The organism is uncultured Mobiluncus sp., assembly GCF_963511525.1.
Classification (GTDB): Bacteria; Actinomycetota; Actinomycetes; order Actinomycetales; family Actinomycetaceae; genus Mobiluncus.
Window position 1 is genome coordinate 111037 of the sequence record NZ_CAUPIY010000005.1, and the last position, 12202, is coordinate 123238.

14 protein-coding genes are annotated in these 12202 nt (G+C 58.4%); 2 read left to right on the plus strand and 12 right to left on the minus strand.

What is annotated here, in order from left to right:
- Positions 1-3: 3 nt before the first annotated feature.
- The 10 genes from RQ935_RS05440 to rpsP all read right to left on the minus strand — a co-directional run bounded on the left by RQ935_RS05440 (position 4) and on the right by rpsP (position 8364).
- Positions 4-1572, minus strand: coding sequence for a YifB family Mg chelatase-like AAA ATPase (locus RQ935_RS05440; protein WP_311497505.1), 1569 nt, complete (start codon positions 1570-1572; stop codon positions 4-6).
- Entirely contained in the window at positions 1569-2057 is a 489-nt protein-coding gene (locus RQ935_RS05445) for a YraN family protein (protein ID WP_311497506.1), read from the minus strand. The genes RQ935_RS05440 and RQ935_RS05445 overlap by 4 nt, the downstream gene beginning before the upstream one ends.
- Positions 2058-2220: 163 nt before the next feature.
- Positions 2221-2529, minus strand: coding sequence for a DUF2469 domain-containing protein (locus RQ935_RS05450; protein WP_282921280.1), 309 nt, complete (start codon positions 2527-2529; stop codon positions 2221-2223).
- 26 nt (positions 2530-2555) lie between these two features.
- Complete coding sequence (locus tag RQ935_RS05455; RefSeq protein ID WP_311497507.1) at positions 2556-3263, minus strand: ribonuclease HII; 708 nt, start codon at positions 3261-3263, stop codon at positions 2556-2558.
- A gap of 10 nt (positions 3264-3273) precedes the next feature.
- Positions 3274-4611, minus strand: a complete 1338-nt coding sequence (gene lepB, locus RQ935_RS05460) for a signal peptidase I (RefSeq protein WP_311497508.1) — start codon at positions 4609-4611, stop codon at positions 3274-3276.
- Between the two features lie 169 nt (positions 4612-4780).
- On the minus strand, positions 4781-5128 hold the full coding sequence (gene rplS / locus RQ935_RS05465) for a 50S ribosomal protein L19 (RefSeq protein WP_299295161.1): 348 nt from the start codon (positions 5126-5128) through the stop codon (positions 4781-4783).
- A gap of 264 nt (positions 5129-5392) precedes the next feature.
- The gene (trmD, locus tag RQ935_RS05470) at positions 5393-6904 is read right to left on the minus strand and encodes a tRNA (guanosine(37)-N1)-methyltransferase TrmD (protein ID WP_311497509.1); all 1512 of its coding nucleotides are present in this window, start codon (positions 6902-6904) and stop codon (positions 5393-5395) included.
- A gap of 59 nt (positions 6905-6963) precedes the next feature.
- Complete coding sequence (locus RQ935_RS05475; RefSeq protein WP_311497510.1) at positions 6964-7545, minus strand: ribosome maturation factor RimM; 582 nt, start codon at positions 7543-7545, stop codon at positions 6964-6966.
- Positions 7546-7624: 79 nt separating this feature from the next.
- Positions 7625-7864, minus strand: a complete 240-nt coding sequence (locus RQ935_RS05480; RefSeq protein WP_297723713.1) for an RNA-binding protein — start codon at positions 7862-7864, stop codon at positions 7625-7627.
- A 5-nt stretch (positions 7865-7869) separates the two neighbouring features.
- A complete protein-coding gene (rpsP, locus tag RQ935_RS05485; protein WP_311497511.1) occupies positions 7870-8364 on the minus strand; it encodes a 30S ribosomal protein S16 in 495 nt (164 codons plus the stop codon).
- 307 nt (positions 8365-8671) lie between these two features.
- Between rpsP and RQ935_RS05490 the strand changes: the two genes are divergently transcribed.
- The gene (locus RQ935_RS05490) at positions 8672-9796 is read left to right on the plus strand and encodes an ATP-dependent 6-phosphofructokinase (RefSeq protein ID WP_311497512.1); all 1125 of its coding nucleotides are present in this window, start codon (positions 8672-8674) and stop codon (positions 9794-9796) included.
- A 357-nt stretch (positions 9797-10153) separates the two neighbouring features.
- On the opposite strand, the gene RQ935_RS05495 is transcribed toward RQ935_RS05490, so the two are convergent.
- Together RQ935_RS05495 and RQ935_RS05500 are read right to left on the minus strand one after the other, a co-directional pair.
- Positions 10154-10807, minus strand: coding sequence for an NUDIX hydrolase (locus tag RQ935_RS05495; protein ID WP_311497513.1), 654 nt, complete (start codon positions 10805-10807; stop codon positions 10154-10156).
- Between the two features lie 43 nt (positions 10808-10850).
- Positions 10851-11282: a NifB/NifX family molybdenum-iron cluster-binding protein gene (locus tag RQ935_RS05500; protein WP_311497514.1), complete on the minus strand. Its 432-nt coding sequence runs from the start codon at positions 11280-11282 to the stop codon at positions 10851-10853.
- A 192-nt stretch (positions 11283-11474) separates the two neighbouring features.
- Here RQ935_RS05500 and RQ935_RS05505 point away from each other — a divergent pair, with 192 nt between their 5' ends.
- A complete protein-coding gene (locus RQ935_RS05505; RefSeq protein ID WP_311497515.1) occupies positions 11475-12200 on the plus strand; it encodes a peptidase E in 726 nt (241 codons plus the stop codon).
- The last annotated feature ends 2 nt before the right edge of the window (positions 12201-12202 follow it).

Here is a 12202-nt window from a genome sequence, read left to right on the forward strand (position 1 = left end):
CTTTCATACGTGCAGACTGAATCCTTCGTTTTGACGCCGCAGTGTCATCGCGGTCCCCAGCTCCGGCAGTCCCGGAACAGTTTTTCCGCTCAAATCGGCAACGGTCCAAGCCAGACGCAAGACGCGTTGAGCTCCCCGCATGGACAGGCGACCCTTTTCCACCACGGTGTCGACCAGTCCAATCAGCTCACGAGTGAAACCGCCTTCAGGCTGACGCAAGAACGGTCCGGGAATTTCCCTATTCAAATCCCATCCCCGGTCTTTCCACCGCTCCCGTTGCACGTCACGAGCGCGTTGCACTCGCTCCGCGACCACCGCGGTGGTGTCAGCGGGTTTCGCTCCCGCTAGCGAGCCGCGGCCCGGTGATTCCACCTGAATTTGGATGTCCATCCGGTCCAGCAGCGGCCCGCTCAACCGTTCCAGATATCGTTTGCGGGAATAGGGCGTGCAGGTACAGGTGGCCCGCCGACTGCCGGCATTACCACAAGGGCAGGGATTGGCTGCCATAATGAGTTGGAACCGTGCCGGATATTGGGCCGCGCCAGCCGCTCGATGCAGGGTGATTTCCCCGTTTTCCAACGGTTCCCGAAGGGAATCCAAGACCCGCGCTCCGAACTCGGGAGCCTCGTCCAGGAACAATACTCCCCGGTGAGCCAGGGAAGCGGCACCCGGACGCGGCACTCCTGAGCCACCTCCCACCATAGCCGCCAGCGTTGCTGAATGATGCGGAGCTTGGAAGGGAGGTTGGCGGATTAGTCCGTCCTGTGGCGCTAACGTTCCGGCTAGGGAATGCAGGGCTGTGACCTCTACGGATTGTTCCACGTCCAGGGGTGGGAGGATTCCGGGTAGCCGCGAGGCCAGCATGGTTTTTCCCGAGCCGGGAGTGCCTATCATCAGCAGGTGGTGGCCTCCCGCGGCCGCCACTTCCATCGCTTGACAGGCGGCAGCCTGCCCGCGAATGTCGGAAAAATCCCCACCCGGACCAACGACAAGAGCTGGGGTATTGTCCCCGTCCTCTGCCCCCGCCGGGTCTTCCGGCGGGGGCAGAGGCATCATCAAGTCTCCCCCCAACAACTCGATGACTTGCCCTAGGTGATGCACCCCCACCACATCGACCCCAGGCACTAGAGAAGCCTCCGCAAGGTTCGCTTGTGGCACCAAAATCTTAGTTTTCCCGGTTTTCATGGCCCCAATGACACTGGGCAAAATACCCCGGATTCCAATGACCCTACCGTCCAGCCCCAGCTCTCCCAGCATGATGCACTGCCCGGCTCGACTGCGAGAAATGACCCCCATCGCGGCCAATATGCCGACCGCCATCGCCAGGTCGTAGCCGGAACCGGTCTTTGGCAGAGACGCCGGGGACAGGTTCAACACAATCCGCGTTCCCGGCCATTCATACAGGCAGCTGGTTACCGCAGCGCGAACCCGGTCTTTGGCTTCCCGCACCGCCGTGTCTGGCAGTCCGACCAGGCTGTAGGCTGTCATCCCATCGGAAATATGGACTTCGACCCGAACCGGGCGCGCCTCCATCCCCACCAAACAAATCGACCAAGCAAATCCTGAACTCATTTCAACCCCTGCAGATGTTTCACCATGGGTTCGCCGCGCCCGTCCCAATCCACGCTGCACAAATCCAGGCTGACCGCCCGGTGCGCGGGGACAATTTCGCGCTGCGCCAACCAAGATCCCATGACCCGACGCATCCGTGCCAACTTTTTCATGGTGATGGCCTCAATAGGCATCCCATGCCGGTGATTGGAACGAGTCTTAACCTCCACGAACCCCAGGACTCCCTCGGGGCTGAGGGCAACTATGTCGACTTCCCCGGCTCGACATCGCCAATTCCGGTCCACAATCACGTATCCCGCAGCTTTCAGAGACTCAGCTGCGACTTCCTCTCCAGCCATGCCCAGCTGTCGATTGTGCAGGTTTCGCGGCTTAGAGGCATCAGGCCCCGCTGCCCGACGCGCGGGGCTACCGGCTTTACAGCAGCGTCGGGCGTCCATTCCGGCACTGGCTTTATGACTGGTTTCAACGGTATTCGCGTAGCTCATGGACTCAGCTTCGCGCGCTCGGACCCACCGACCAAGCCCGAAAATCTTTACCTGTGGAAAACCGACTTATCCACAACCCCAAAAACGTCGAAAATCCGCCAATCGACCCGATTTAATGAATTTCGGCTGACGAAATCGGAGCTAAAACAGCAACCAATGTACGCTAGGGAATCTCAATTTCTGGTTTCGCCAGTTCCTCCACATTGACATCTTTAAACGTCAGGACCCGCACGTTTTGCACGAAACGCGAGGAACGGTACACGTCCCAAACCCAGGCATCCTCCAAGGTAATCTCAAAGAACACGTCCCCACCGGCATTATTGTGCGTGGTGACGTCAACCTTGTTCGCCAGATAAAAGCGCCGGTCGGTTTCCACGACATAGCTAAACAAGGAAATCACATCGCGATATTCTCGGTATAAATCCAGTTCCAGCCCGTTTTCATAGGACTCAATATCGTCGTTGTTGACCATCACGCAACCTTTCGTACCCCTCTACCCTACCGGAGCTTCCAAGTTTTGCGGTGCCAAACACTCGTGCCCAATTCAGCCAGCGCCGCTCGATGGGCGGCAGTTCCGTAGCCCACATTTTTCGCCCAGCCGTATCCGGGGTCGCACAAGCTGCGCATGAAGGCGTCCCGGTACACTTTCGCCAGTACGGACGCACCGGCGATTACGGCGGATTTCCCATCCCCCTTGACCAGGGTTTCCACGCTGACTTCCGGGGAACTCACTAGGTTTCCCGCCCCGGCAAACAGGTCGGGTTGCCCCGGCGGCGCGAGGTAGTCAAGGTTTCCGTCTAATAGAAGCCTTTGCGGCAGATGTCCACGGGCGTCCAACTCGTTCAGCGCGCGCCAACCCGCCAAACGCAGCGCGGGGATAATCCCCAATTCGTCGATTTCCGTATTCGAAGCTTGACCAATGGCAAAGTCCCTGACCCAGGCTCTGATGGGTTCTTGCAGTGCCAAGCGGCGGCGTTCCGTAAGCTGCTTGGAATCGTTCAATCCGGCAGGGAAACCCTGGGGAAAATCCGGGTTTTCCAGGCTACGCTGGTCAATCACCGTCACACCCACGCAAACCGGACCCGCCAGAGCGCCGCGCCCGACCTCGTCCATCCCCCCAATCAGAGGGAGGTGTCCCTCACGACTGTTGCCACCGCGCTTCGCCAAAGCGGACAAAGCCGCGGTTTCCCAAGATAAATCAACCACTCAGCGTGCCTCAACCCCCGTGGGGACGCGTCTCGAATGCTTCAGAGTTGAATTCGTCAGCCGGGGCGGCAGGCTTGGGTATATTGTAAAAAGCACAGCTGGGCGTAATGAACTTCATCCGTTCAATCGGCCAAATCACCACAAAAGCCCGCCCCACCACGTTCGATTCAGAGACAAAACCGTGGGAAGGCTTGTCCTGGTGCCAACGGGAATCGGCGGAATGCGGCCGATTATCCCCCATCACCCACAGCGACTTTTGGGGCACGACCACAGAAAACTCGATGTCAGACGAGACCCCGGTCTTGGGGATGTAGTCCTCATCGATGGACTTGCCGTTGATGGTCATCAGCCCGTCCTCGTCACAGCAAGTCACGTCATCTCCGGGCAATCCAATCACACGTTTGATCAGGTAACCTTGAGAATCTTCAGGCAGCAAGCCCACGAAAATCCCGAAACTCTTAATCTTGGTGGCAATCTGGAACGGAGTGTTGTCAGGAGGGCGTTTGCGCATCTGCTCGGCGGCGCTTTCGCTCCATCCCTCCACGTCTTCAAAAACGATGATGTCGCCGCGGTTGATGTCTCCGTGCCGGGCGGAAAACTTGTTGACCAGCACAGAGTCGTTAATCATCAGGGTTTTTTCCATGGACTGCGACGGGATGTAAAAGGGCTGCAACAGAAACAGTCGAATCAGCGAACTGATGGCCAGCGCCGTAATCACCACCGCGATGAACTCGAAGTACCACGGCAAATCCAACGCCATATGCGAGCGGTCTGAACCCTCTGGTCCGGGTCTCGCCCCGGGAGGAAGGGCGTTCATACCCGCCGGTCCGGGAATCCTATTGCCACGCCTCCGTTTCGTTTCGTCTTCCTCATCGTCGAGTTGAAAGGCGGTTTCGTCGTCCTCTTTGAGAAATTTTTGTTCTCCAGAAATCTCGGGCAATTCCTCGATTCCTGGCATCATACCGGGAAAAGGCATCGCACCATAGGGCGGGAAAGGCATCCCGGGAAACGGCCCCATCCCCGCCGGCGGAAGCCCCCCAGGCCCCGGCATTAACGGCATCCCGTTGGGATTCATTCCAGGAAACTCCATCCCGTCCGGTGGCGGAAACTGCGGAGGGTATCCTCCCGGGAAAGCCTCTGGCGGGAAAGGCATTCCTGCACCTCCCGGCCCATACGCCCCCTCTTCACCAGGAAGCGGCCCACCGGGGAACCCTTCGTAACCGGCAGGAAAAGGGCCGGGCATGGTTCCCGCCCCGGCAAACTGCGGATTCATGCCGAAGCCGTCCGGGGAGGCACCCGAGAACTGGGCGTCTCGGTTGTCATTCTCAGGCTGCTGGGGCATCGTCATAACAAAAAGAATAGCCTAAAAGCCTAAAGGAAGCCCGAACATTTACGGTCCGAGCTTCCTTTTTAGGATGAATTTTTGCGACAGATTCCGCCTTGACTTTCTGACTGTCTAAAGCCGGTTTTCTCGCTTTCTCCGACTGGGAGTCAGCGGCTGCCGCGATGTCTGCGGGTCAGCGCTTTTCGATAACCTTAGCCGCCTTGCCGTGACGATCACGCAGGTAGTACAGCTTGGCGCGGCGCACATCGCCGCGGGTCACTACCTCAATCTTGTCGACGGTCGGGGCGTGCAGCGGGAAAGTACGTTCCACACCGGTACCGAAAGACAGCTTCCGCACGGTGAAGGTTTCCCCTACCCCGCCGCCGTGACGAGCGATAACTACGCCCTGGAAAATCTGAATACGGGAACGGTTCCCCTCGATAACCTTTACGTGTACTTTTACGGTGTCGCCCGGACGAAAATCCGGAACATCCTCACGCATTACGGCTTTGCCGATTTCCTCAACCAGAGGCTTCTGCATTGTTTCTCCTTGACGCTCCTGCCACAGGTCAAAAACGTCTCACTGCGGGCACCTTACGCCATAGCGTTGTGCCGATTGTTTATCGCTCCGTGTTCGGGTCCCCCTGTGGCAGGTTGCCCGCGAAGCCGTACCATTTTGCCACAAACCTAGGCCGGAACGCCACTTTTGCCGTTGCACACTCGATTCATCCACCCAGTCACACCAAACCGGCGCTGATTCGTGGGCCGCGCGGGACGGCATCGCGTCCGCGAAATTACGCACCCATCAGGCACTATCTCGGTCGAAAACCCGGCGCATCACCACGTCTTGGTTTTCCATGCCCCCCACTGTAAATGTTCGTTTTCCGACGCGCCGAAATCCGTGGTGTTTATAGAATTTTTGGGCCCGTTTGTTGTAAATCGAGGTCCCCAGGCACACTCCCGGGGCATTACTGACCCTCGCCAAGTCTGTCAATGCCGCTTCCAGCAGCGCCCCGGACAGTCCTGTGGAATGCAGGGCTTCGCGCACATAGCACTTCGACAGGTAAGCGTCCCCGGCAATAATCCCCGCCTGCGCAGCTTCCGCCTCGCCCAGCTGTACCTTCGCATAGGTATATCCCACCAGTTCACCACCCATTTCTGCCACCCAGTAGCGATGTTCTTGAGGATTATCGAGACGTGCTTTCACCGCCTCGATGTCGAACTCAACGGCTACGAACTGGGCAATAGCATCGGCACTGACGTAGGCGGGACAAGCCAAGGGGAACGTCTCCGACCCCAAAGCGGACAACGCTAGGGCCTCCCCTCGGTCGGGCTGGCGAATCCGCAGGGGAACCGCAACCAAATCCGCAGCTCCCGGCCGCGCCTCGCTTGCCGGCAGCACGTCACCCGCCGACCTCGCCTGGTGCGCCCCGCACACCCCTCCCGCCTCGCACAAATGAGACAGACCGATAGCCTCCAAATCCTGGGGCGCCACATAAAGCCATCCCAGCGAGGCCAGCTTTTCTCGCCCGCGCTTGCTCAACAGTCCAGCGTCCAAGCCCGCCAGCAAATCCGGGCGCCGCAGGCAGGTTTTTTCGATGGCTCGTTCCCGGCGCCAGGCTTCGATTTCGGCGTGGTTTCCGCCTTTCAACACCTCGGGAACAGCCAGGTCACGCCACACTTCGGGACGGGTATAGCAGGGGTATTCCAACAGCCCCGTCCCCTCATAAGACTCCTCCACCAAAGACTCCGGGTTACCCACCATGCCATCGAGCAGCCGTCCTACGGCTTCAATCAGCGCCACGGCCGCAATTTCCCCGCCGTTGAGCACATAATCCCCCAAGGAATATTCAAACACTTCCAAGTCAGGATATCGTTGCTGGTCAGCATAGTGCTGGGCGACTCGCGAATCGATGCCCTCGTAACGCCCGCAAGCGATAATGACATTGTCCGCGTTCGTGGCTATCTGCCGGACTTTTGCCTGGGTCAGCGGCACTCCGGAGGGCGTAGGAATCGCCAGAATAGTTTTCGGGTTCACCAGGCCGGTCGGGCGGCTTTCCGGGGCGCTGTCCGCGGGTTGGCCTGGCAGGTCGCCTCGTGCGGCATCGATGGCTTTGCCCCAAATATCAGCCCGCATCACCATGCCGGCTCCCCCGCCGTAGGGAGTGTCGTCAACGGAATGGTGTGGATCATCGGTGAAGTCGCGCAGATTCGTGACGTCCCAGCTCAGCACCCCGTTTTGCGCCGCTTTGCCCAGCAGCGACAAACCGAGCACCTCAAAGAACTCGGGGAAAATCGTCAGAATCTGAAAACGCATCATCCTCACCTTTATTCAGAAAGTCTATCGACAACCTGACCGGAAAACGTCGGACCGTCCTAGTGCGGCGGAAACAATCCTCCGGGCGGATCCATCGTGACCACCTGATTATCTAAATCGACATCAGGAACGATTTCATAAACAAAAGGCACCAAAATTTTTTCCCCACCCGCAGTCGTGACTTCCAACAGGTCCTGGGCTGGGGCCAGCAGCAGGTCGCTGACGGTGCCGAGAGTTTTCCCCGCCAGGTCCACCGCTCGCAACCCCACTAGTTCGTGGCGGTAAAAGCCCTCGTCGCTCTCACTTTGTTCGAGGTAGTTGGCGGTTTGCGTATCGGCGGTGCCGGGTTCGGTTGAGTCTCCGGCCTCGGTGAACAAGGCCGGTGCATCTGTTTCTATATACAGTTTCGTCCCGCTGAGGGTTTCGGCGCCGTTGCGGTCGGGGATTTCCTGGAAAGACACCACAAAATGTTTACCGCTCATCCGCGCTCGGTTTACCGTCAGCGTAGCCGGGGTTTTCCGGCTGGTTAACAGGACTGTACCGGGAGCGAACCGAGAACCCGGGTCGTCCGTGTGCAGGGCGACCCGGACTTCGCCGCGAACCCCGCTGGCGCGCCCGATGACCCCAACCGTGAGCTTCACCGCTGACCCCTTCCCGACTCGATAAGTGCGTTAAAAAGTTTGACCCCCGCTATCGGCGGGGATCAAACCAAATGACTACTTAATGCCGATCTTGGTCGATGACATCGACGCGGACGCTACCCTGAGTAGACAGTGCCGAAGCCACCGAACGCAGCGCTTTCGCGGTGCGGCCATTACGGCCAATAACTCGACCCAAATCCGAGGGGGCAACGTGTACTTCCAGGAGCTTGCCGCGGCGCAACGACTTTTCGCTCACGCGCACGGCTTCTGGCTCGTCGACGATGCCGCTGACCAAATGTTCCAGAGAATCTGCAAGCATCGACATTATTGCGCCGCTTCCTCAGTCTTTTCTTCTGCCGGGGCTTCCTCAGCCTTTTCCTCAGCGGGAGCTTCCTCTGCCTTTTCCTCGGCCTTCGCGGCCTCTTCGGCTTCCTTCTTCGCCTTGGCTTCGGCTTCGGCCTTCTTTGCCTTCGCCTTTTCCGCGGCGTCATCCGCAGCCTTCACCGCGGCCTCCACATCGGCTCCCGCGTCCTTAACCTGGATACGGTTCTCAACGACCTTGGCGCCCTTGAACGTCGCCCAATCGCCGGACAACACCAAGAAACGGTGTACCGCGTCGGACGGCTGGGCTCCCACGCTCAACCAGTACTGGATGCGCTCCGAGTTCAGTTCAATCAAAGACGGCTGCTGGTTGGGGTCGTACTTGCCGACCTCCTCGATGACACGACCGTCGCGCTTCTTGCGGCTGTCGACCACGACCACCCGGTAAATGGGGTGGTGAATCTTGCCAATTCGCTTCAAACGAATACGTACTGCCACTGTTGTGACTCTCCTTGCAATTCATGTCGCGAGCGCACAAAACCCCAGGTAGGGAAACACTAAAGCCTTGTTTTGCTCAAAATCCGGGGCCGTGGCCACGAGAGGGCGGCGACCAAAGCCCAGTACAACGTTCCATTATGCCCGATTTCTCACGATTTTTAAAATTCAACAGCCCTACCGGTTTAGTCTCCGCTTTCGCACCGGTGGCGCGGACGGTGCCGCGGGCAGAACAGGGTTTTTGCGGGGCTGGAAACGTGAGAAAATACCAAACGAACGAAGCCTGCAAAGGCATAGAAAGGATTAAGTGATGGGTAATAAGCGTGTGGGGATTTTGACCGCTGGCGGGGACGCACCCGGCTTAAACGCGGCAATCCGGGGTTTTGGACGCACCGCCATCGGCGAATATGGAATGAAACTCATCGGGTTTCAAAACGGGTTTCGGGGTTTAGCCCTGGACAAGCACATCGAGTTGAATTCTGACTCGCTTTCCGGCATTTTGACCGTGGGAGGCACCATTTTGGGCACCTCTCGGGACAAGGTGCATCGTCTGAATTTGGACGGTAGGGAACGCGATATGACCGCGGAAATCGCCAAGGTTTATGATCGGAACAAATTGGACGCCCTGGTGACTTTGGGCGGTGGGGGGACCGCTAAAAATGCCCTGCGCCTGCAAAAGGCGGGGCTGAACGTGGTACACCTGCCCAAGACTATTGACAACGATATCTGGGGCACCGATGATTCTTTCGGCTTTGCTACCGCTTTGGAAATCGCCACTGAGGCGATTGACCGATTGCACTCCACCGCGCACAGCCACCACCGAATTATCTTGGTGGAAATTATGGGTCACAAGGCCGGTTGGCTGACTTTGGGGTCGGGTATCGCCGGGGGTGCCGACGTGATTTTGATTCCAGAAATCCCCTACACGATTGAGAGCATCACCAAGACTATTGAGCACCGCAAGAAAGCCGGTAAACATTTCTCGGTGGTGGCGGTAGCCGAGGGCGCGATGGACACCGAATATGCCGCACGTCTGCGGGTAGCGGATCAGCTCATTAAAGACGCCGATTCCCCCGAGACTAAGGAAATGGCACGCAATTCCAAAGTGCACTTGGTTGATTCTCACCGCGAGCACACGTTCACTTTGGCTCGCCAACTCGAAGCCGCTACCGGTTTAGAGACGCGCGTGACCATTCTGGGCTACGTCCAACGCGGCGGCACCCCGGTGGCGGCCGACCGCGTACTGGCGACCCGGCTGGGAGCCGTGGGAGCTGCGGCGGTCGCTGACGGAGCTTCCGGAGTCATGGTGGCGACGCGAGCCAGCGAAACCGAACTGGCGCCTTTGGAAGACATCGCTGGCAAAGTGAAATATGTGCCTACCGACCACGAGTGGGTGAAAGCCGCGCGGGGCGTGGAAGTCGGCCTGGGGGACTAATCCCTGTGCGCCGTCTTTGGCGGGAAAACACCCAATGCCTGCAGGAACCGCTCGCACACTCTTGAGAAACTGCCGGAACTTCCACAGTTTTTCACGCGCGATAAATCTTGCACAGATTTAACACGCCCCTGCCTATTTCGTTACAAATGCCGCTTAGGATGAGGCTACAACTTAACTTCATTGCCAAGCCGACTCTGCCTAGCAGTTGAGGGGGCCAAAATCCGGGGCGCGGTGGCGTCCCGGATTTTTTTCTAACCGCGGTTTTGTGCTGGTCTGCGCCGGCACCCGGTTTGAGCTGCGTTTCAATCGCGAATCCGGCCCGGCGCCGGGGTGACCTGGTGGAGTCTGGGCTGCGGTTCAGTCGAAAATGACTTGCCAGTTGGGGTCACGATGGGCTTTCAGGCACATCGCGACCTGTTCGGGCGTAGTTTTGCCCAGAGACAATTCCGGCAGCTCGTCCAGCCCAAACCAGCCAATCTCGGTGGTTTCGAGGTTCTGGGCAAAGTCCCCGCCCAGCAGGGTGCATTCCACAAAAAACGCGTAAACATGAAATATACCCCTGCTGCGATTATGTTTGCGCTTATCGATTAACGCCAGCAGCCTGTCGGTTTTCACCTGCATTCCGGATTCCTCGTAAGCCTCCTTGATGGTGTTTTCCCTCACACTCAGCCCCTCGTCAATCCAGCCTCCCGGCATGGACCAGCGCCCATCCGAGCCTTCATGCACCAGCAAAATCTTGTCTCCGTCCACGCCCGGACGCCCCGAGCCGTCACCAAAAATAGCGGCGCGGGAATCGACTTTCGGTGTGCGGTATCCGTAGTCCTCCAGCAGCACGTCCCGCGCCTGTTCGGGATCATTTCCCGTCAGGCGAGCCAGGAGTTCCGCCGCCAGTTCACGAGTCTGGGTCGCTCGATCCCTGTCATAGTCGTCATGACCATAGAACTCGCCGGCCTGACCAATAGCCTGCAGCTCCAATATGAGGTCCACCACGTCTTTATCTACCGTTTCCACTCGCCTTTTTCCTCGTCGTCGTAATTTTCAAAACCAATCAACACTAGGACTGAATCACGGGAAGGATCCATTTGTTCGCGCCAGGGCCGGCTTCGTCCAGGGTGTTGGTAGCAATGTCACCAACAGAGCGCACGCGTTTGGCGGCGTCTCTGGCAGCACTACGCGCCTCACCAGCCGCAGAGAGGGGCAAAACGCCGAGTTTCATCATGGTGTTCACCATCGGGGGTCCCATGTGTCCGCTGACCACGGCCGCAATGCCGTGGTCGCGCATAAAACCCACAATCACAGCGTGCAGATTGCCGTGCGGACCTTGCTCGTGCAAAATGTCCCAACCGACCTGGAATTCTTGCCATTCCGTGATTTCATCGGCGGCGTTGAGGGTTGCTACCGCCATAGTCCGGGCTCGCCCCAGTCCACCCCCGACCTCCGTGCCGGCCACGTTGACCGCTATATTCAAGGTTTTCGCATCACTCATTTTCTATCCCAACTTTCGGTATAAGTTATTTTCAGCAATCCTGGTAACGCCAACGGGAGTTCCGCCTTTCAGCACCACTTTTACCACCGCTTTCCGGCTTAATCCTATGCCAGACCGGACCGTAATGCCGACCAAACACCGAGCGCCAACCCCCGGATGATTCACACCGCTGTCCCGGCTAGGATGGTCATCATGAGTAAAACCCCAACCATTTTGGCAACTTCCGGTGGATACAAAAACGGAGAACGCATCTTTACCGAGTTCAACCACCTGGTGAAATATTCCCTCGAGCTGTCCGGCACCACCCGTTCCAAACCGAAACTGGGCTACCTGGACACCGCGGCCGGCGACCAGCATTACCGGTTAGCCCAGCGTTACGAAGCGGCTCGGCTGGCGGGGGTGGAACTGAACCCGCTGCAACTGTTCGTCATGCCCAACGTGGATGACATCGAAGGCTACCTCCTGGAACAAGACGCGGTCTGGGTTGACGGGGGTTCGGTGGCAAACCTGCTGGCAGTGTGGCGGGTCCACGGACTGGACCAGATTTTCCGCCGGGTCTGGGAGGCCGGCGTAGTCCTAGCTGGTGTTTCTGCCGGTTCTATCTGTTGGCACCGGGGCGGCACCACGGATTCTTTCGGGCCTGAACTTCGCGCCGTCACCAACGGTCTGGGGCTGATTCCCTACGATAACGGCGTACACTACGATGTCGAAAAGCGCCGCCGCCCCACGGTGCATCGCCTGGTCGCCGCGGGAACTTTGGGCAAAACCTATTGCACGGATAACAACGTGGGTTTGGTCTACCGCGGCACCGAACTGGCCGAAGCCGTCAGCGAAGTGCGGGGCAAGTCAGCTTGGGTCGTGACCAAAGATAACGGCGAAGTGGTCGAGGAACGCCTCGAAACCCGTTTCCTGGGATAGGT

Excerpts from the sequence above, each read along its gene's own strand:
- trmD (WP_311497509.1), bottom strand. The coding sequence starts at position 6,904 with ATGCGTTTTCAGATTCTGACGATTTTCCCCGAGTTCTTTGAGGTGCTC.
- RQ935_RS05505 (WP_311497515.1), top strand. The coding sequence starts at position 11,475 with ATGAGTAAAACCCCAACCATTTTGGCAACTTCCGGTGGATACAAAAAC.
- RQ935_RS05480 (WP_297723713.1), bottom strand. The coding sequence starts at position 7,864 with ATGCTTGCAGATTCTCTGGAACATTTGGTCAGCGGCATCGTCGACGAG.
- RQ935_RS05440 (WP_311497505.1), bottom strand. The coding sequence starts at position 1,572 with ATGAGTTCAGGATTTGCTTGGTCGATTTGTTTGGTGGGGATGGAGGCG.
- RQ935_RS05450 (WP_282921280.1), bottom strand. The coding sequence starts at position 2,529 with ATGGTCAACAACGACGATATTGAGTCCTATGAAAACGGGCTGGAACTG.
- RQ935_RS05445 (WP_311497506.1), bottom strand. The coding sequence starts at position 2,057 with ATGAGCTACGCGAATACCGTTGAAACCAGTCATAAAGCCAGTGCCGGA.
- rplS (WP_299295161.1), bottom strand. The coding sequence starts at position 5,128 with ATGCAGAAGCCTCTGGTTGAGGAAATCGGCAAAGCCGTAATGCGTGAG.
- RQ935_RS05500 (WP_311497514.1), bottom strand. The coding sequence starts at position 11,282 with ATGAGTGATGCGAAAACCTTGAATATAGCGGTCAACGTGGCCGGCACG.
- lepB (WP_311497508.1), bottom strand. The coding sequence starts at position 4,611 with ATGACGATGCCCCAGCAGCCTGAGAATGACAACCGAGACGCCCAGTTC.
- RQ935_RS05490 (WP_311497512.1), top strand. The coding sequence starts at position 8,672 with ATGGGTAATAAGCGTGTGGGGATTTTGACCGCTGGCGGGGACGCACCC.